The sequence below is a fragment of the Mesorhizobium sp. genome (assembly GCF_965229135.1).
GTDB lineage: Bacteria > Pseudomonadota > Alphaproteobacteria > Rhizobiales > Rhizobiaceae > Mesorhizobium.
In genome coordinates, this window is record NZ_OZ245860.1 from 4,212,361 (window position 1) to 4,231,283 (window position 18,923).

Below are 18,923 nucleotides of genomic sequence, written 5' to 3' on the forward strand. Positions count from 1 at the left end.
ACCCATGACCCTGGGAGTCGATGCAGGTGCGCATTGCGGTGCTGTCGTCATTCACCTCTTCGACGGAAGGCATGTCGGTTGCCGTCAATCCGACGCAATCCGGACTGGATCGCCTGATCCGAAATTTATAGCAATTACATAGTATTGGCCGATCCGACGCGCGCCGCTGGGCGAGACCTTGTTGCGTCCGGCATGGCCTGGTTTGGGAAGCTCCCTACGAAATCCGGCCGAGGATCAACGAACCAGGCTGCAATGGGTAGCGGCACCTGGAAGGCTTCCGCGAAGCCTCCACGACGACAGAACGGATTGAGCCGGCTGGATGCCGAAGGCAGTTCGTATGTCGGCGTCACGCTCGCGACGAACCATTTGGCAGCCGCCTAAGAATTGACCCCGGCGGGCCAGTCCTGGCCGGCGGCGCAATGTTCTCGCAACTTTGCAGCTATATCGCAGTGCAACTTTGATGTAGAAGCGCGCTTCGCCGATCACGGCAAATTGAACCTGGCTTGGCGCGCACCCATATCGGCGACGCGCCTGACTTTGGAAGACGCGGCAGTTGTTGGACACGGTCTGGCCGAACCCCGCGCAATGGAAAAATGACGATGCCGAGAATCAGGTTTCACAAGCTTGCCGCTGTTGTCGTGCTTGTCGGCTTCGCCGCATGGATGCTGACAGGCGAGTTTTCGTCCGTCGGCAGCGTGGCGGCGAACAAGGCCAAGGCCGCTGAGGTCGAGCAAGGCAAGACGCCGGATGCGAGCAAGCCGAAGACAGGGGAAGCCGAGTCGAAGGCGCCACTGCGCACCGTCGCCGTGGTGATGCCTCCGCGCAAGACCTATGCGCGAGCCATCCGCATTTCCGGACTGACCGAAGCCGACAAGCGCGCCGTGCTTGCCACACGCGTCGGTGGCGTCATCGAAAAGCTGCCGGTCAAGCAAGGCGATCACGTCAAGACAGGCGATCTGGTGCTCATGCTCGCCGCCGAGGAAAAGATCTCGATGGTAAACAACGCCAAGCAGTTGGTGGCCCAGCGCCAGGCTGAGCTCGATGCCTCGGAGCGGCTGGCCAAGACAGGCAATCTGCCAAAGCTGCAGCTCGACACCGCCCGCTCCAACCTGACCCTGGCGCAATCCCAGCTGGACACCGCGCAGGCCGAGCTCGACCGCAATGAGGTCAAGGCGCCGTTCGATGGCGTCATCGACCGTGTGCCGGTGGAACTCGGCAGTTCCGTCATGCAGGGCGGCGAGGTGGCGACCATTCTCAAGCTCGATCCGGTGATCGCCCGTGGCGAGATCAGCGAGCGCGATCTGCGTTATGTCAAGATCGGCGATGAAGCCGATGTCCGCATGGTCAATGACCAGACGGTCAAGGGCACCGTGCGATACATCAGCCGGGATGCATCCTCGGCGACCCGCACGTTCCGGGTCGAGATCGCGATCCCCAACCCGGACGGCACAATTCCCGCCGGCATGACCGCCGAGATCGCGCTCAGCGCATTGCCGACGGACGCGATCTTGCTGCCGCGCTCGGTGGTGACGCTGGGCGACAAGGGCGACCTCGGCATTCGCGCGGTCGACAAGGACAACAAGGTGGTGTTCTTCCCGATCGACCTCGTCGACGACACGCCGACCGGTCTCGTGCTGGGCGGCATCCCGGCCGAGGCACGCATTATCGTTGCCGGCCAGGAACTCGTGAAGGAAGGCGAGATGGTCAAGGCCGTCGATGCCGACCAGGCGACCATCAAGAAGCTGCTGGGCGAAGCCACCGCCGGCACACAGTAGGTCCGTTGATCCGGACCTAAGAAGGTTCCGAGGCGACGAAACCGGCTGCCGTGCAGCCCCCCAAGGTTCATAGCAGGCAAATTCATGGATATCGTCAAACTCGCAATCAACAATGCGCGCCTGACCATCTCGGTGCTGATCTTCCTGCTGATCGCGGGCGCGCTCGCCTATCAGTCGACGCCGAAGGAAGCGGAACCGGACGTTCCGATTCCGATGATGTATGTCAGCCTGATCTACCAGGGCATTTCGCCCGAGGATTCGGAGCGGCTGCTGCTGCGGCCAATGGAAAGCAAGCTGAAGAGCCTGAAAGGGCTCAAGGAGATGCGTTCGGCCGCCTTCCAGGGCGGCGGCTATGTGCTGGTCGAGTTCCAGCCGCAGACCAATCTGGCGACCGCCTTGCAGGACACGCGCAGCAAGGTGCAGGACGGCAAGGCCGACCTGCCGCAGGCGGCCGAGGAGCCTGTCGTCACCGAAGTCAACATCTCCGAATTTCCCGTGCTTGTCGTCACGCTGTCGGGCGAATTGCCCGAGCGCGTGCTGGCCACCGCGGCGCGTGAGCTGCGTGACCGGATCGAGGAAGTGCCAGGCGTCCTCGAGGGTTCGCTTCAGGGCTCGCGCGACGACCTCGTCGAAGTCGTCATCGATCCGATGAAGCTGTCGTCGTACGGCCTGCAGCTCGATCAGTTGATCGGCGCCGTAAGCGCTTCCAACAGCCTCGTCGCTGCCGGCAACATCGAGGGTTCCCAGGGCAAATACGCGGTTAAGGTGCCGTCGCTGATCGAAACACCGGAGGACGTGGCGGCCCTGCCGGTGGTCGCCGGTCCCAATGCGGTGGTCCAAGCCAAGGATATCGCGACGATCCGGTCGACCTTCGCCGATGCCACGACGATCACGCGGCTGAACGGCAAGCCGGCCATCGCCATCGAAGTCAAGAAGCGCATCGGCGCCAATCTGATCGATACGCTGACCAAGGTGCGGGCAGTGTCCGACGCTTTTGTGAAGACGATGCCGGAAGGCATGAACGTCACCTACACGCAGGACAAGTCGGTCTTCGTCAACCAGCTGCTGGGCGACCTGCAGAACCATGTGATGATCGCCGTCATCCTGGTGTTTATCGTCATCCTCTACGCGTTGTCGGGCCGGGCCTCGCTACTCATTGGCCTCGCTATTCCCTCGTCATTCCTGATCGGCATCCTGCTCCTGGCCATGATGGGCTACACGATCAACATGATCGTGCTGTTCAGCCTCATCCTGGCGGTCGGCATGCTGGTCGACGACGCCATCATCGTCACCGAGTTCGCCGAACGGCGCATGAGCGAGGGCATGCCGAAGGAGGAAGCCTTCGCGCTTGCCGCCAAGCGCATGGCCGGCCCGGTCATCGCCGCGACGATGACGCGCATTGCCGCCTTCTCGCCGCTGCTGTTCTGGCCGGGCATCATCGGCGACTTCATGAAGTACATGCCGATCACGCTGATCGTCACGCTGTCGGCCTCGATGCTCTATGCGCTGGTGTTCGCGCCGACGCTGGGGGCGATCTTCGCCAAGGCGCCGCAGCATCATGACGACGGCAATCGCGACGGCTGGTACATGGCTGTTGTCAAGCAGGCGGTGCGGTTCCCCATCACCGTGCTCGTGCTCACGGTCACGCTGCTGTTCGGTATCGGTTTCGCCTATTCGAAATACGGTGCCGGCGTCGAGTTCTTCCCGAGCGTCGAACCCGATTACGGCCTTCTCTATGTACATGCCCGCGGCAACCTTTCGCTGGCCGAAATGGATGCGGCGACCAAGACGGCGGAGAACAGGCTGCTCGGCTGGCCCGGAGTCAAATCGGTCTACACCCGTGTCGGCAAGACGCAGGGCGGCGGCGGCGATGTTCCCGAGGATGTCGTCGGTGTCATCCAGTACGAGTTCGTCGACTGGCGCGAGCGCAAGTCCGCCAATCAGATCCTCAACGATCTTCGCGGCGTCATGGCCGGAATTCCCGGTGTCGATGTTGAAGTGCGGGTGCCTGAAGCCGGCCCGCCGACCGGCAAGCCGATCCAGATCAGGCTTTCCGCGGTAGACCCGAAGGGCCTTGAAGACAAGGCACGCGCGGTTGCGGCGCGCATCGCCAAGGTGCCGGATGTCATCGACATCTCCGACGGCCTGCCGCCGCCCGGCGTCGACTGGGCAATCGAGGTCGACCGTGCCAAGGCAGCGCAATACGGCATCAGTCCGACCTCGGTGGGAACCGTGGTTCAACTGGTGACCAACGGGCTGAAGCTCAGTGAATATCGCCCTGCCGGCGCCGACAAGGCGGTGGATATAAGGCTACGGCTGCCGGAGGACCGGCGCACCCTGTCGACGCTCGACGAGTTGCGCGTCCAGACCTCGCAAGGGTCGGTGCCGATCTCGAATTTCGTGGTCCGCAAGGCCAAGCCGAGCGTCGGCACCCTCAACCGCATCGACGGCGCCCGCACGGTGGTGGTGCAGGCCAATGTCGCGGCCGGCGCGCAGGTCGCGGCCGTCCAGCAGGAGGTCACGAAGGCCGTCGCCGACATGAACCTCGGCAGCGGCATACGCTGGAAGCTTGCCGGTTCGAACGAAGACAGCGCGGAGGCCAGCGCGTTCCTCGGCAAGGCTTTCGGCGCGGCGATCTTCCTGATCTTCCTCGTGCTTCTGGCGCAGTTCAACAAGTTCACCAGCGTATGGCTTGTGCTGTCCTGCGTGGTCATGGCGACAATCGGCGTCTTCCTGGGGTTGCTGATAACAGGTGAGACGTTCGGCATCGTCATGTCGGGCATTGGCGTCATAGCGCTGGCCGGCGTGGTGGTGAACAACAACATCGTCTTGATCGACACCTACGACCGGCTGCGCGAGGAGGGCTGGGACAAGATGGACGCGGTGCTGCAGACCTGCCGGGAACGCGCCCGGCCGGTGGTGCTGACGGCGGTGTCGGCGATCCTCGGTGTCCTGCCGATTGCCTTCGGTCTGGGTCTCGAAATCTTCCATCACGAGACGACGATCAACGCGCCGTCGACGCAGTGGTGGATTTCGCTGTCCTCCGCGATCGTCTTCGGCCTGTCCTTCGCCACGATCCTCACGCTGGTGGTGACGCCGTCGATGCTGATGGTGTTCACCCGCGCCAAGGTGAAGCCAGGCGCACGGCGCGGCTGGTTCAGCCGGCTGTTCCGGCGCGGCAAGGACGGCGCGGCATCGACCGAAACGCCGGGACGCGGTGTCGAGCCGGCAGCGGCGTTCACCAAGGCCGCCGAATAGAACCTGCCTCCGATCGATGACGAAAGGCCGCCCGGAACAACCGGGCGGCCTTTCGCATTGTTGCCGGGAATCTCACCGCGGGGGAAGCGTTCGATGCCGATCACCACAATCCTCGTCATCATCCTGATCCTTCTCCTGATTGGTGCCGTGCCGGCATGGCCGCACTCGCGGTCCTGGGGCTATGGGCCATCGGGAGTGGTCGGAGCGGTATTGGTCCTGCTTCTCATCCTGCTGGTGCTTGGGCGGCTTTGAAGGTTGCGTTGGGCCGGGAAACAGCAACGGGCATGGCCATGATCACCATGCCGGTCGCTGTTGAGGTCACGCGGCCCTGGAGGCGTGCGCCAGCGTTATGACGCCTATGTCTTCAAGGGCTTCCCGAACAGCTCGATCCAGCGGCGTGTGCGGGATCTCGCCGATGATGCCTTCCAGCCGTGTCGAGGCCAGTTGGTGGCGCTCGAAGCGCAGGTAGGACATCGAGACGATCTCGCGCCACATCGCCACGAACGGGCTGCCGGCGCGCAGCACCCACCAGGGCATTGAGGTCATCTTGAGCGGACGGCCGACAGCCCTCTCGGCGGCGGCCCTGATCTCCAGATCGGTGACCGCGTGGCCCGGAAAGTTCAGAGCCTCATAGAAACCGAGCTTGTCGAGATTCTTGGCCAGCGCGACGAAGCCTACGGCGAAGTCAGGCAAATAGGCCCATTCATGCACGAGATCGGCCGGGCCAGGCGCGGTGTAGATGCCCTTGCTGATCTTGGCCGCGACGACCAGGTCGAACCACGACCCGCTGCCGGTGCCGCCGAAGAAATCGCCGGCCCGAAGGAGAATGGTGCGGACGCGGCCGGCGTCGGCCTCGGCGCGAAACAGGTCCTCCATGGCGCAGCGGATACGGCCCTTTTCCGTCGTCGGATGGAACGGCGTATCCTCGGTGATCACGGCCGGCATTGGCGAGCCGTAATTGTAGACGGTGCCGGGGAAGAGATGCAGCGCCCCGTTCGCATGGCAGGCCGCCATGACGTTCTCGGCCATCGGCAGGCACTTGCCCCAGTCGGTGTAGATCGGATTGAGGCCGTTGAAGATGATGTCGACGCCTGCAGTGGCGCGGATGAGGGCATCACGGTCGAGTGCGTCACCGGCGGCGGCCGTCGCGCCCTTGAGTTCCGCCGGCACCTTGCCGCCGCGTGTAATGGCGCGGACGTCATAGCCGGCGTCGATGAAAGCCTTTGCGACCACGCGGCCAAGCCGGCCGTTGGCACCGAGAATTGCGATCCTGGTCATGTTGCGTGCTCCTGATTGGGTCTGGTCTGATTGGTTTGCAGTCGGAATATCGTCGCTTCTAACGCGAATAGAAATTGACTAGGAATGAGCGTTTGATATTCATAAATGAATGACTGACATCGATTGGAACCTGATCAAGAGTTTCGTCACGGTTGCCGAAACCGGCAGCCTGTCGGCCGCCGCGCGAAAACTCTCCGCGAGCCAGCCGACACTTGGCCGCCATATCTCGGAGCTGGAGCAGGTGCTGGGCGTAACGCTCTTCCGGCGCGGGCGGCGCGGCTATGCACTGACGGAAGCGGGCAGCACGCTGTTCGAGCGCGGCAGGGCCGTCAGCGAACAGGCGAGCGCGTTCTCACTCCTGGCGCTGGGATCCGTCGAGGCGATCCAGGGTACGGTGCGCATCGCCGCCAGCGAGGTGGTGGCCGCCTATGTACTGCCGGAGATGACGGCGCTGCTCGGCATCGAGGAGCCCGGCATCGAGGTCGAGATCGTCGCGTCGAACCAGGTCGAGAACCTGCTGCGCCGTGACGCCGACATCGCCATTCGCATGGTCAAGCCGGCGCAGAACGAGTTGGTGGCGCGCAAGGTCTGCGATATTGCGCTCTGCGCCTGCGCGGCAAAATCCTATCTCGACCGTCGCGGCCGGCCACGCACGCCCCATGACCTTGCCGAACATGATCTGATCGGCTTCGACCGCAGCGACGAAATCATCAGGGGCTTTGCCCAGTTCGGGGTCTCGATAGGCCGCAGCGCCTTTCGCTTCAGGGCCGACAACCAGATCGTTTTGTGGGAAGCGATACGGGCCGGAAACGGCATTGGATTTGGCCAGGAACCGCTGGCCGACCGTGATCCACTGGTGGAGAAGGTCCTGCCTGGACTACAATTGCCGGCGCTGCCGGTGTGGCTGGCGATGCACCGTGATGTGCGCACCAGCGTGCGTTTACGTCGTGTGGCCGATTTCCTCCACGAGGAACTGAAGCGCTATTCGGCCGGCGCGGCGCTCGGCGCGAATTCGGCGCGGTGAGCCAGGTTGGCCATCAGCAGGACGACGATCAGCAGGCCGGACATGGCAATGAAGATCGGCCCGAAGCTCGAATGCTCGGCAACGAAGCCGATTGCGGACGGCGCCACGAGGATGCCGGAATAGCCCATGGTGGTGACCACGCTCATGCCGGTGCCCGAGGACATGCCCTCCTGGTTACCGCCGGCCGAAAAGATGATCGGCACCATGTTGGCGATGCCGAAACCACAGAAGGCAAAGGCCGCGATGGCGAGCCAGGGCGATGGTGAGAGGCCGGCGATCAGCATGCCCGCGGCAGCGACGAGGGCCGACACGCGCAACGTCATCACCGCGCCGAAGCGATTGCGCACGCCGTCGCCGAAGAAGCGCATGATGGCCATGACGCCGGAAAAGGCGGCGTAAGCGAGGCCTGCGACGGCAAGGTCGGCGCCAAGCTCCTGGCGGAGATAAAGCGCCGCCCAATCGAGCACCGCGCCCTCGGAAATCATCGTCAGCAGCGCCATCAGCCCGACCAGATAGACGAGCGGATTTCCCGGCAGCGCGAATTTGTGGTGCTCGGATGCCCGCGGCCTGTCCTCGGCGATCAGATGGCGGATCGCCACCGCGATCACCGCGAAGGCGAGCGCCGTCACCACGGCTGCATGGGCAAGATGGCCGTAATGCTGGATGGCGAACCCGCCCAGGCCGCCGCCTGCGAAGCCGCCAAGGCTCCAGAAGCCGTGCGAGGAGGACATGATGGCGCGGGAAAGCCGCCGTTCGACCACCACGGCATTGGCATTCATGGCGACATCCATGCCGCCGATCGAGCCGCCGAAGATGAACATCGCGATGGCCGCCAGCGGCACGTTGGGCGCCAACGCCACGAGCAGCAGGCCGAGACTGCCGCACAGGCCGAACCAGCGCAGCACGGTGCGCGAACCATGTTTCGAGATCAGATGGCCGCACCAGGTCATGGCGGCGACCGCGCCGGCGCCAAACAGCAGGATCAGCAGGCCAAGGGTGAATTTCGAGATATCAAGCCGGGTCAGGAACACCGGAATCTGCGGCGCCCAGCTGCCGGTCAGGAAGCCGTTTGCGAGAAAGATGGCCGCAACCGCCCATCGTCCCCGAGTGGCTGTCTGCATGGCGTTCGACGCGTTCATTAGGCGATTCCGGTCCGAAAATGGCTTGGAGCGGCAAATTAGATCGATTCAATTTTCAGTCAAGCGCCGATTGACCGGAAATGCTTGGACCAAACGCGAAATGGGATCGGTACGGTTGGTGCTGAAACTATCCGACGTTTGAGATTGGCGAAAACGCCTCTCCCTTCGTCATCCACGGGCGGAGCAAGGAGCGTAGCGACGCGGCGCAGACCCGAGGATCCATGCCGCGAATTCTGAGCGATTCTAACGGTGCTGAACCAACTCCGGTCAGCAACCTTCATTCTGAGTCGCTGTGCTCTTGACGGCCGTCGCGGCATGGATCCTAGGGTTTCCGCGACGTCGCTTCGCGACTGCTCCACCCTAGGATGACGAAATCGGAGAGCCTCGCCTTATCGGTTCGTCAGTGATCCCTCGGTCGCCTTGCCTCGAATTCGGCCTTCTTGGCGTCGGAGGCTTCGGTCTGGTTGAGCGCCTGCCATTGCGCATAGGGCATGCCGTAGACGATTTCCCGGGACTGATCCTTGGTGAGATCGACGCCCTCGGCGTTCGCCGCCTCGCGATACCAGTTGGACAGGCAGTTGCGGCAGAAGCCAGCGAGGTTCATCAGGTCGATGTTCTGTACGTCATTGCGTTCGCGCAGATGCTCGACCAGCCGGCGAAAGGCGGCGGCCTCGAAATCGCGCTTCTGCTCGTCGCTGAGTTCGGTCATCGAAACCTCCTTGCGGGCTTAGAGCGGCCCGGTACGCGAGCCGAACATTTTGACCACATGTATATCGGGACGACGATCGATCGCGTCAACGATCGGCGCCAACCGTTCCGCCCATGCAAGCGCATCCTTGCCGGTGGCGATAAGGTCCTGGCGGATCTCGATCAGGGCATGGGCAAAACCGTTGACAATGGCGTGCTTGAACATGGTGTCGCCGCGCAACGCGCCGTCATAAGGCTCATTGTCGCCTACGACGAGGCTGGTGTCGGCTGCCAGCATGTCGATCAGCGGCCGCGCCACGCGGTCGTCCAGGTCCCACAGGATGCCGACATGCCAGGGGCGCTTGACGCCCTGCATGGCCGGTGTGAAGGAATGCACGGAGAAGATGAAAGGCGCCTGGCCCGACGCCTGCGCGACGGAGGCGACCATCGCGCCGACCGCGTCATGATAGGGGCGATAGAAGCGATCGAGCCGTCTCTCGCGTTCTTCGGCGGCCAGGGGATAATTTCCCGGCACGACCGTGCCGTCATAGAGTTGACGGATCAGCGTCGGATCGTCCTCGCCGCGGTTGGGGTCGATCAGCAGACGCGAGAAATTGCTGAGGACGGCGGGCACGCCGAGCAAGGCAGCCAGTTCACGCGTCACCGTCTCGACGCCGATGTCGTAGGCAATGTGTCGATCGAGTTCCGCCGCCGGCAGGCCGAGGCTGCCATAGTCTTCTGGAAGGTCGCGGCGGGCATGGTCGGCCAGCAGCACGATGCCTCGCTTGCGGTCTCCCTCGACAATATCGAAAGGCGCGAAAACTGTGGATCGGGTCATTGGCGGGAAATGGTCTGTTCGCTGGCTTCCTGGGAGGATGCTATCGTCATTCCACGAAGAGGACGCTCGCGCAATGCCGTTGTTTGGCCACGGTTTCCGCGGAAATCTGGCAGAAGCGACGGAATCTCGCGCCAGGGCCTTTCTAAATCGATTGGAATTGGACAGAACGGCGCGTTGACATGCGCCCGGACTTTTCCGAAAAGGGGCGCAGAGAGATGCTGATGTGGTTCTTCACGGGTTTTGGAATGGGTTCCGCTGGCAGGCAGCGCGCGCGCTATGCCTTTGCCATGCCCCTCCTGACCCTTGCCGTGGGTTTGTCCGCGATTGTCATGGCCTCGCCGGCACGTGCCGATTTCCGCGTCTGCAACGCCACGCAGAACCTCGTGGGCGTCGGCATCGGCTACCGGGCCAAGGCCGGCTGGATCACCGAGGGCTGGTGGCACATCGAGGGATCGAGCTGCAAGACGTTGATCGAAGGCCCGCTGTCATCAAGGTTTTATTATCTTTATGCAGAAGACGCCGAGCGCGGCGGACGCTGGGACGGCCCGATCAACATGTGCGTGGCTGAGAAAGAGTTCAAGATCGCCGGCGTAACCGACTGCGTCGCCCGGGGCTTCCAGCGCGCCGGATTCCAGGAATATGACACGGGTGAACAGGCTAGCTGGATGGTCCAGCTGACCGATGAGCCCGCAACGGGGGGCGCGCCAGCCGCCCCGGGAACGAACAGTCAATGAGACGCAGCCGCAAGGTCAAGATCCTCGCCACCATCGGTCCGGCCTCTTCTTCCGAGGAGATGCTGAAGAAGCTGTTCGAGGCTGGCGCCGATGTGTTCCGCATCAATATGAGCCACACCGACCATGAGCTGATGCGCACGCTGGTCGGGCGTATCCGTGCCGTCGAGGACAAGGTTGGCCGGCCGATCGGCATTCTTGCCGACCTGCAGGGCCCGAAGCTGCGGGTCGGCAAGTTTGCCAACGGCAAGGAAGTGCTGACCGTCGGCCAGACTTTCACGCTCGACAACAATCCCGAGCCTGGCACGTCGACAAGGGTGTACCTGCCGCATCCGGAAATCCTGAGCTCGGTCGAGGCCGGTCACCGTCTTTTGATCGACGACGGCAAGCTTGAGCTCAAGGCGCTCAGGAGCGACGGCAAGTCGATCGTCTGTACCGTTGTCGCCGGCACCACCATTTCCGACAAGAAAGGCGTCAGCCTGCCGGACACGGACCTGCCGGTCGGTGCGCTGACGGAGAAGGACCGCAAGGATCTCGATGCCGTGCTGGCGGAAGGCGTCGATTGGGTCGCGCTCTCCTTCGTGCAGCGGCCGGAGGATCTCGCCGAGGCGCGCAAGATCGCGCGTGGCCGGGCGCTGATCATGGCCAAGATCGAAAAGCCGCAGGCCGTCGCCCGGCTGGCCGAGATCATCGAGCTTTCCGATGCGCTGATGGTCGCCCGTGGCGACCTCGGCGTCGAGATGCCGCTCGAGGCAGTGCCCGGCATCCAGAAGCAGATCACGCGCGCCGCGCGCCGCGCCGGCAAGCCCGTGGTCGTGGCCACGCAGATGCTGGAATCGATGATCACCGCACCGGTGCCGACCCGGGCCGAGGTATCGGACGTGTCGATCGCCGTCTTCGAAGGCGCCGACGCCATCATGCTGTCGGCGGAGTCGGCGGCCGGCGCCTATCCGGTCGAGGCGGTGGCGATGATGAACCGCATCGCGACGAAGGTTGAAACCGATCCGACCTATGCCGGCATCATCAATGCTCAGCGCTCGGAGCCGGAAGCGACGGGGGCCGACGCCATTTCGCTGGCTTCGCGCGAGATTGCCGAAACGCTGAAACTGTCGGCGATCATCACCTATACGGCGTCCGGCAACACGGGCCTGCGCGCCGCGCGCGAGCGCCCGCAGGTGCCGATCATCGCCCTGTCGCCGATCCTCAACACCGCACGGCGGCTGTCGCTTTTGTGGGGCACGCATTGCGTGGTCTCGCCGGATGCCACCGACCTTGACGATATGGTCAACCGTGCCTGCCGCATTGCCTTGGAAGAAGGCTTTGGCAAGCCGGGCGACCGCGTGATCATCACCGCCGGCGTGCCGCTGAGGACGCCGGGCTCGACCAACATGCTGCGCATCGCCTATGTCGGATCGGAAGTGCAGAGCAGCCGGTAGCCCGTTCATTTCCTGACGGAAGCGCATCGCGCGACTTTGCTCGGCCCAGGCTGTGTCGATAATACAACAAAGGCCAGGACAATGATCCCGGCCTTTGTCTCGACACAGGGTTGCCGCGATCACCTCTACAAAGCGCGGTGAAGCGGCGTTAACAGTCGCATCGCGCCCGCCTGCATTTCCCATCGCTTGAAAGTATACTGAATGTCATCTCTCGTCTCGCGCCGGTCACTTTTGACCGGGATGTCGCTTATTGGGGTTTCAACGATCTCGGCTTGTGCCCAGTTTCCCAGACAATCGGTCGGCATTGCCAGCCCCCTTCCCGCAAATCCGGGGCCGCTTGAGCCGACACCGCAGAAGGCGCCGGCCGACGTTGCCGCGCCTGAGCGGGCCCGGGTGTCGCCTGACTACGCGAGCATGTATGCCGCGGTCGAAGATGACGGGCGTTCGCTTCCGGCCATTCCCTTCACCAAGGTCGACGAGCGGTTCCTGCGGCAGATCGTTGACGATCCGACAGGAGAAAAACCCGGCACGCTCGTCGTCAACACCACGGACAAGCACCTCTACTGGGTTCTCAAGGACGGCAAGGCCATGCGCTATGGCGTCGGGCTCGGGCGCCAGGGGTACTCCTGGAAGGGGCGTGCGATCGTCCAGTGGAAACGCAAATGGCCGACCTGGACGCCGCCCTCGGCAATGATCGGCCGGGATCCAAAACTGGAAAAATGGCGCCAGGGCATGCCGCCCGGCATCAGCAATCCGCTCGGGTCGCGCGCTCTCTACATCTTCAAGGACGGCATCGACACGCTTTATCGAATCCACGGATCGCCGGACTGGAAGTCCATCGGCAAATCGGCGTCGTCCGGTTGCGTGCGCATGTTCAATCAGGATGTGATTGATCTTTACGATCGCGTCCCCAGCAAGACACCGCTGCTGGTCATCTAGTGCTGCGTGCCCGCGCGTAGCCAAGTACAAATTTCAGGTCGGCGCGAGTTCCGCCTCCGGCAGCTTGATATCGGCGCATTTGCCGGCACCATACATGTCGCCGGAGATTCGCGCTTCCACTGTCTTGGCCATTGCCTGTAGATCGGCATCCCTTCCTGCAACCTTCTCGATGGCGCCGACAACGAGGTCCGGCGCTATCCAGTCGGGCTTGTGGCCGAGATTGTGCACCCATACGAGTTCGGCACCGGCAATGTCCCTGACAAGGCCGACCGAGTGGATTTTGGCGTAGACTACCTTGTCGCGATCGCCCGAGATGACCACCGTCGGCGCCTTGATCTCACCGTAGTGCGGCGCCGCGCCGACAGCGTAGCGATAGAGCCCGGCGACATCGGTGGCGTTGGCGCGAAAGGCCGACGGCCGCAACACCATGGGAATCGAAGCCCTGGCAACATAGTCGTCCGGCACCTTGTTGGGCGAGAAGACGCATGTCGTGGCCGCCGCCATCTGCAGCGTTCCTGCCGGATAGGTCAGCGTTTCGGAAAACAGCCAGCCGACGATTGGAATGGTCGTCAGGTCGTAGTACCAGGAGGTGGCGCCGCCCGGCCATGGATGGCTCGCCGGAGACAGGAATACGAGGCCGAGCGTCTTGTCGGGGTGCTCGCGGCCAAAGGCGGTGGTGACAGCGCCGCCGAAGGAATGGCCGACAATGATCGCCTGCCTGATGCCAAGACGGTCCATCAAGGCCGCGACGGTGTTCGCCTGCGCCGAGGGGGTCTCATTGTTGCCAGAGCCGCGGCCGGACCAGCCAAATCCCGGCCGGTCGAAGAACAGCATCTCGGCGCGACCTTCCAGCAGCGGCCTGAGCGGCAGCATCTGGTCCTTCAGATTGGCGCTGGCGCCGTGGATGAAGACGATCGGCGGCAGGTCGGCATGGGCCGGCGCCGCGACATGGACATAGTGGATACGGGCGCCGTCGATATCGACGAACCCTCCGGCCGGCGGGTTGCCGCGCTCGACCAGCCACGAGCCGACACGAGTGACCCCGACCAGGGTGAAGACGACAGCCATCAGGAAGGCGAGCACGGCGTAGATCAGGTTCATGGGGGGATATACGGGAGTGGAGCGGGATTAGTTCTAGGCGGTAGGCAGTAGGCAGTAGGCAGTAGGCAGTAGGCAGTAGAGGAGGTTCAGGCGCCTAATGGCTATTCCCTACTGCCTAATCCCTTGCATCATATGCCTTCGCCGGCGAGTTCTTCCGACAGCGTGGCGACCTGGTTCTGCGCGCTGCGCATCATCGGATAGATGGCCAGTACCTTCTGCCAGGCTTCGAGGGCCGATTGCTTGTGGCCGGTCAGGGCCATGATCTGCGCCAGGCCCGAAAGCGCCCCGAAGTGGCGCGGTTCCAGCTGCAGCGTACGGTCGATGTCGGACATCGACTTTCCAAAATTCTTCATCATAAAATGTACGGTGGCGCGTCGGTTCCACCCCTCGGCGTAGTTCGGCTGCAGGGTTACCACCTGGTCGAGGAAGTCGAGCGCGACGTCGTACTTCTGGTTCTCGATCGCCTTCTGCGACCATTGCATCATCAGGTCGATCGAGGCGCTGCCCGATTGGTACCACTCACCCCAGATGCGCCCGGCAATCCGCTCGGCGGCCTTCTCATTGCGCTCGCGCTTCAGGTCGACAAACAGCTGATCGAGCCGGGCTTCCTTCGTCGCGGCAACCGGAGGACCGGCCGGGTCATCCGCCCAGGCTGGCCCTGCAATCGAGCCGCACAAGACAAGGGCGGCGAGCAATGCATGGTGAATCCGCATCAACGAAACCTAGTCCCGGACAGCGGAACGTCAAACTGAATTTCGTGTGAGGCGGCGGGCAGGCCGAAAAGCAGAGCACCGCGCGACCTTGCGGCCGCGCGGTGCTCTGCTTTTTGAATTTCCGCATCATGCTTTCGCAAAACGATCCGATTCTCGGACCGATGCGGCGGCATCACACAGACAGAGGCCAAGCGCCTCTAGCCGAAAACTCAGCCCTGGCGCGCCTTGTAGCGCGGGGCGGTCTTGTTGATGATGTAGATGCGGCCTTTGCGGCGAACCAGCTGGTTGTCGCGATGACGCGCCTTGAGCGCCTTGAGCGAATTCTTGATCTTCATGGTCTTGCCTGTCGGTCTGGGCCCGCTGGGCCTAATTTTTAAGGCGCGCCAGAAGCGCGCCTTTGAACGTGTGGGTGGCTCATAAACGAGGAGCCTTGTCCGTGTCAACCGCAAGCATGCCGCATAACCGGCCCGATTGGTTGGCGCCATGAAATATCCGGCATCCGAGCCTGGCGGCATTGCGTGGTCGGTGCCCGGCTGGAATGATGCCGCCGTCGCGAAGCCGTGGAGATCATCATGCGCCGAATTATCCTGCCCGTCTGCTTTACCATCCTGGCGGCGGCCTCGGCTGCCCAGGCACAGGAATGTGACCGCAATGACGACAGCCAGTCGGGCATGAACGTATGCGCCGCGGAGGACTATGCGACCGCCAATGCAAAGCTCAACAGCACCTATCAAGGCATAGCCGGCGCAGCCGACGACGCGACCAGGCAATTGCTGCAGACGGCCGAGCAACGGTGGATCGTGTTTCGTGACGCGGAATGCAACTATGCCGCCTCCGGCAGCCAGAGCGGCTCGATCCATCCGATGGTCGTGTCGGAATGCCTGATGCGACTGACCAACGACCGCATCAAGCAGCTCAAGGCCGACTCGACCTGCCCGCAGGGGGACCAGAGCTGCGCCAATGCCAGCGACACTGACGGCGACGATTAGGGGGCTGGAAAGGCTTAGCCGCGCCGGCCGATCCGGGTGAAATGGCCCATCTTGCGGCCAGGGCGTGCCTCGGCCTTGCCATAGAGGTGCAGCATCAGGTCCGGCTCGGCGAGCAGTTGAGGAACGCGCAGGACATCGTCGCCGATCAGGTTCTCCATGACGCAGTCGGAATGGCGCCGGGTGTCACCCAGCGGCAGACCGGCCACGGCGCGGATATGCTGCTCGAATTGCGAGACGATGCAGGCGGCTTCCGTCCAGTGGCCGGAATTGTGGACGCGCGGCGCAATCTCGTTGGCCAGCAGCGAACCATCGGCAAGCACGAAGAACTCGACGCCGATGACGCCGACATAATCCAGCGCCGAAAGTATTCTCGATGCCGCTGCCTGGGCCGCCATAGCGGTGCCGGCACTTATGCCGGCAGGCAACGTCGAGGTGTGCAGGATGCCGTTGCGGTGGACGTTCTCGGCCGGGTCGTAAGCGTTGACCGCGCCGTCCATGCCGCGCGCGGCAATGACCGAGACCTCTCGCTCGAACGGTACGAAGGCTTCGAGGATCAACGGCACATTGCCCATCGCCTCGCAGGTGCCGGCAAAACCGCCCGCTTCCACGTTGCGGAAGACACGCTGGCCCTTGCCGTCATAGCCCATGCGGCGGGTCTTCAATATGCCGCTGCCGCCGAAGGCCTTCAGCGCCGCCGTCAGTTCGGCATCATTGTCGACGGTGCGGAAATCCGCGGTGGCAATGCCGATGCCATTGAGGAATGTCTTCTCGGTCACGCGGTCCTGCGCCACCTCCAGCGCACGCGCCGGCGGATAGACAGGGACCTTGGCGGCAAGCGCCGCCGCCGCCGCCACCGGGACGTTCTCGAACTCGTAGGTGACGACGGCGCTGGCATCAGCCAGTTCGGCAAGGGCGGCCGGATCGTCATAGGCGGCCGTTATCTGCCGGTTGGCCACCTGTGCGGCTGGGCAATCGGCTTGAGGCTCCAGCACCAAGGTGCGGTAACCTAGCCGCGCCGCGGCCATCGCCAGCATGCGGCCAAGCTGGCCGCCGCCGATGATGCCGATCGTCGATCCGGCGGGCAGGCTCACGGCGTATCCGTCGGTTCGATCGCGACCTTGGCGGTCTGGGATGCGCGCCAGGCATCGAGCCTCGCGGCGAGTTTTTCGTCATTCAGCGCCAGCACGGCGGCGGCCAGAAGGGCTGCATTGGCGGCGCCCGCCTTGCCGATGGCCAGCGTGCCCACCGGAATGCCGGCCGGCATCTGGACGATGGAAAGCAGCGAGTCCTGTCCGGAGAGCGCCTTCGATTCCACCGGCACGCCGAAAACCGGCAACGGCGTCATCGCCGCCGTCATGCCGGGCAGGTGCGCGGCGCCGCCGGCGCCGGCGATGATCACCTTGTAGCCGGCAGCCTTGGCACCCTTGGCAAAATCATAGAGCCGGTCGGGAGTGCGATGGGCGGAGACGATCAGCCGCTTGTGCGGGATGCCCAGCGCCTCAAGCGTTTCGGCGGCATGGCGCATGGTCGCCCAGTCGGACTGGCTGCCCATGATGATGGCGACGTCGGCGCGCTGATCGTCCAAGCTTTTGCTCCCTGGCGACAAAGGCGCGCATTAGCCGAATTCGCCAGAAGCCGCAAGGACGAGCAGCGCAGGCCGCATGCCGGTCCTGACGCGCCCCACCTGGACGTCACTGCATCAAGTGTCTGGCGAGCGCTTCGTAGGCTGGCAATGAGGTCGGGTCGTTGGCGGCATTGCTGGCGACGGGGTTGGACGCAAAGCGCGCGATGACCATGTGGGCGGTCGGGTCGATATAGATGGCCTGGCCGTGGACGCCGCGCGCCATGAAGGCGCCGTGCTCGTTGTTGGAGATCCACCACATGCCACGATAGCTCCAGCCCTTGAGCAGTGAATATCCCGCCTTCGCGAAGGCAGCCTTGTCGCCGCCGGCGCGGATGTCGGCGATCGCGGCTTCCGGCACGAGGCGCTGGCCGTTGAGGACGCCGTCGTCAAGGAGCAACTGGCCGATCCGGGCCAGGTCGCGCAGGCCGGCGTTGAGGCCGCCACCAGCAAAAGGCGTGCCGATGGAATCGACTGTGTAGTAGCCGTCCTGCTCGGCGCCCATCTTGCTCCAGATACGCTCCGACAACAGGTCGGCGACGGATTTGCCGGTGACGCGCGCGATGACCCAGCCCAACGCATCGGTGTTTATGGTCTTGTAGCCGAAAGCGCTGCCATGCTCGCCTTCCTTGCGCACTGTCCGCAGGTATTCGAAGTAGGTGCGCGGGCCGGAATAGTCGGCCGGCTTGGGCAGGGGATTTCCGGCCGCCGAATAGATCCAGACATCGGCATCGGGATCGGCGTAGTCCTCGCTGTAGTGAAGGCCTGTCGTCATATCCAGCACCTGCCGGATGGTCGCGTCGCCGAAGGCGCTCTTGGCCAACTCCGGCACGATGGTGGCGACCTTGGCGTTGGCGTCGAGCGTGCCTTCTGCCACCAGCATCTCGCCCAGAAGCCCGGTCAGCGACTTGGTTACCGACATCGCGCCGTGCTGGCCGGTATCGTCGAGGCAGCCGGAGTAGCGCTCGTAGACCACGACTCCGTCATGCAGGACGACGATGCCGTCGGTGTAGTTGGCGGCCAGCGATTCCTCCCAGCTCATCGGCTTGTCGCTGCCCAGCGGGGTGAATGTTACGGCGTCGATAGTCGGGTCGAGCTTTCGCTCAAGTGACACCGGCGCGCCGATCCCCCGGCTGACGCCGACCGTCGGCATCAACTGGCGGAAGTGACAGACGGTCCAGCGCAGCTTGGGGAAGCTGAAATAATCGGGGTCGGAAAAACGGATGATCTTGTCCGACGGCGGCGGCGCGCCGACCATCCATCCGAGTTTGCCGGGGTCGGAGGCTTCGGCGGACATGGGGGTTGTCTCCCCGGCACTGGAAATCGTCGGCAGGATCGCCGCGCCCGGTGCCGCGGTGAACAGCAGCACGGCAGCTAGAGTGAATCTCCTTCCG

At 63.6% G+C, this 18,923-nt stretch carries 18 protein-coding genes; 8 read left to right on the forward strand and 10 right to left on the reverse strand.

What is annotated here, in order from left to right:
* Positions 1-599: 599 nt before the first annotated feature.
* The 3 genes from ACO07C_RS20030 (at position 600) to ACO07C_RS20040 (ending at position 5,285) form a co-directional block, all read left to right on the forward strand.
* Positions 600-1,775, forward strand: a complete 1,176-nt coding sequence (locus ACO07C_RS20030; protein WP_421915894.1) for an efflux RND transporter periplasmic adaptor subunit — start codon at positions 600-602, stop codon at positions 1,773-1,775.
* An 84-nt stretch (positions 1,776-1,859) separates the two neighbouring features.
* Positions 1,860-5,033 (forward strand): efflux RND transporter permease subunit, encoded by a 3,174-nt coding sequence (locus ACO07C_RS20035; protein ID WP_421915895.1) that lies wholly within the window; start codon positions 1,860-1,862, stop codon positions 5,031-5,033.
* 93 nt (positions 5,034-5,126) lie between these two features.
* Positions 5,127-5,285 carry a DUF3309 family protein gene (locus tag ACO07C_RS20040; RefSeq protein ID WP_421915896.1) on the forward strand — a complete coding sequence of 53 codons (159 nt, stop codon included), beginning with the start codon at positions 5,127-5,129 and terminating at the stop codon, positions 5,283-5,285.
* Positions 5,286-5,351: 66 nt separating this feature from the next.
* Here the strand turns inward: ACO07C_RS20040 and ACO07C_RS20045 are convergent, their stop codons facing one another.
* Positions 5,352-6,311 carry an SDR family oxidoreductase gene (locus ACO07C_RS20045; RefSeq protein WP_421915897.1) on the reverse strand — a complete coding sequence of 320 codons (960 nt, stop codon included), beginning with the start codon at positions 6,309-6,311 and terminating at the stop codon, positions 5,352-5,354.
* Positions 6,312-6,420: 109 nt separating this feature from the next.
* Here ACO07C_RS20045 and ACO07C_RS20050 point away from each other — a divergent pair, with 109 nt between their 5' ends.
* Positions 6,421-7,335 carry a LysR family transcriptional regulator gene (locus ACO07C_RS20050; RefSeq protein ID WP_421915898.1) on the forward strand — a complete coding sequence of 305 codons (915 nt, stop codon included), beginning with the start codon at positions 6,421-6,423 and terminating at the stop codon, positions 7,333-7,335.
* Here ACO07C_RS20050 and ACO07C_RS20055 read toward each other — a convergent pair.
* The 3 genes from ACO07C_RS20055 to ACO07C_RS20065 all read right to left on the reverse strand — a co-directional run bounded on the left by ACO07C_RS20055 (position 7,293) and on the right by ACO07C_RS20065 (position 9,999).
* Positions 7,293-8,474: an MFS transporter gene (locus ACO07C_RS20055; protein WP_421915899.1), complete on the reverse strand. Its 1,182-nt coding sequence runs from the start codon at positions 8,472-8,474 to the stop codon at positions 7,293-7,295. The two genes, ACO07C_RS20050 and ACO07C_RS20055, sit on opposite strands and share 43 nt — an antisense overlap.
* A gap of 400 nt (positions 8,475-8,874) precedes the next feature.
* Positions 8,875-9,183: a DUF1244 domain-containing protein gene (locus tag ACO07C_RS20060; protein WP_421915900.1), complete on the reverse strand. Its 309-nt coding sequence runs from the start codon at positions 9,181-9,183 to the stop codon at positions 8,875-8,877.
* An 18-nt stretch (positions 9,184-9,201) separates the two neighbouring features.
* Positions 9,202-9,999, reverse strand: a complete 798-nt coding sequence (locus ACO07C_RS20065) for an N-formylglutamate amidohydrolase (RefSeq protein ID WP_421915901.1) — start codon at positions 9,997-9,999, stop codon at positions 9,202-9,204.
* Between the two features lie 245 nt (positions 10,000-10,244).
* On the opposite strand from ACO07C_RS20065, the gene ACO07C_RS20070 reads away from it, so the two are divergent.
* The 3 genes from ACO07C_RS20070 (at position 10,245) to ACO07C_RS20080 (ending at position 13,105) form a co-directional block, all read left to right on the forward strand.
* Positions 10,245-10,733 (forward strand): DUF1036 domain-containing protein, encoded by a 489-nt coding sequence (locus ACO07C_RS20070; RefSeq protein WP_421917573.1) that lies wholly within the window; start codon positions 10,245-10,247, stop codon positions 10,731-10,733.
* Entirely contained in the window at positions 10,730-12,166 is a 1,437-nt protein-coding gene (pyk, locus tag ACO07C_RS20075; RefSeq protein ID WP_421915902.1) for a pyruvate kinase, read from the forward strand. The genes ACO07C_RS20070 and pyk overlap by 4 nt, the downstream gene beginning before the upstream one ends.
* A gap of 393 nt (positions 12,167-12,559) precedes the next feature.
* A complete protein-coding gene (locus tag ACO07C_RS20080) occupies positions 12,560-13,105 on the forward strand; it encodes a L,D-transpeptidase (protein ID WP_421915903.1) in 546 nt (181 codons plus the stop codon).
* Positions 13,106-13,138: 33 nt separating this feature from the next.
* On the opposite strand, the gene ACO07C_RS20085 is transcribed toward ACO07C_RS20080, so the two are convergent.
* The 3 genes from ACO07C_RS20085 to ykgO form a co-directional block, all read right to left on the reverse strand.
* Positions 13,139-14,206 (reverse strand): alpha/beta fold hydrolase, encoded by a 1,068-nt coding sequence (locus ACO07C_RS20085; RefSeq protein WP_421915904.1) that lies wholly within the window; start codon positions 14,204-14,206, stop codon positions 13,139-13,141.
* A gap of 128 nt (positions 14,207-14,334) precedes the next feature.
* Complete coding sequence (locus tag ACO07C_RS20090) at positions 14,335-14,919, reverse strand: tetratricopeptide repeat protein (protein WP_421915905.1); 585 nt, start codon at positions 14,917-14,919, stop codon at positions 14,335-14,337.
* A 209-nt stretch (positions 14,920-15,128) separates the two neighbouring features.
* Positions 15,129-15,254 carry a type B 50S ribosomal protein L36 gene (gene ykgO / locus ACO07C_RS20095; RefSeq protein WP_006203764.1) on the reverse strand — a complete coding sequence of 42 codons (126 nt, stop codon included), beginning with the start codon at positions 15,252-15,254 and terminating at the stop codon, positions 15,129-15,131.
* A gap of 237 nt (positions 15,255-15,491) precedes the next feature.
* On the opposite strand from ykgO, the gene ACO07C_RS20100 reads away from it, so the two are divergent.
* On the forward strand, positions 15,492-15,908 hold the full coding sequence (locus tag ACO07C_RS20100; protein WP_421915906.1) for a lysozyme inhibitor LprI family protein: 417 nt from the start codon (positions 15,492-15,494) through the stop codon (positions 15,906-15,908).
* A 14-nt stretch (positions 15,909-15,922) separates the two neighbouring features.
* Here ACO07C_RS20100 and ACO07C_RS20105 read toward each other — a convergent pair whose 3' ends face one another.
* The 3 genes from ACO07C_RS20105 to ACO07C_RS20115 all read right to left on the reverse strand — a co-directional run bounded on the left by ACO07C_RS20105 (position 15,923) and on the right by ACO07C_RS20115 (position 18,826).
* Positions 15,923-16,999 carry a 5-(carboxyamino)imidazole ribonucleotide synthase gene (locus ACO07C_RS20105; protein WP_421915907.1) on the reverse strand — a complete coding sequence of 359 codons (1,077 nt, stop codon included), beginning with the start codon at positions 16,997-16,999 and terminating at the stop codon, positions 15,923-15,925.
* A complete protein-coding gene (gene purE / locus ACO07C_RS20110) occupies positions 16,996-17,493 on the reverse strand; it encodes a 5-(carboxyamino)imidazole ribonucleotide mutase (protein WP_354464926.1) in 498 nt (165 codons plus the stop codon). The genes ACO07C_RS20105 and purE overlap by 4 nt, the downstream gene beginning before the upstream one ends.
* A 106-nt stretch (positions 17,494-17,599) precedes the next feature.
* A complete protein-coding gene (locus ACO07C_RS20115) occupies positions 17,600-18,826 on the reverse strand; it encodes a serine hydrolase domain-containing protein (protein ID WP_421915908.1) in 1,227 nt (408 codons plus the stop codon).
* Positions 18,827-18,923: the final 97 nt, after the last annotated feature.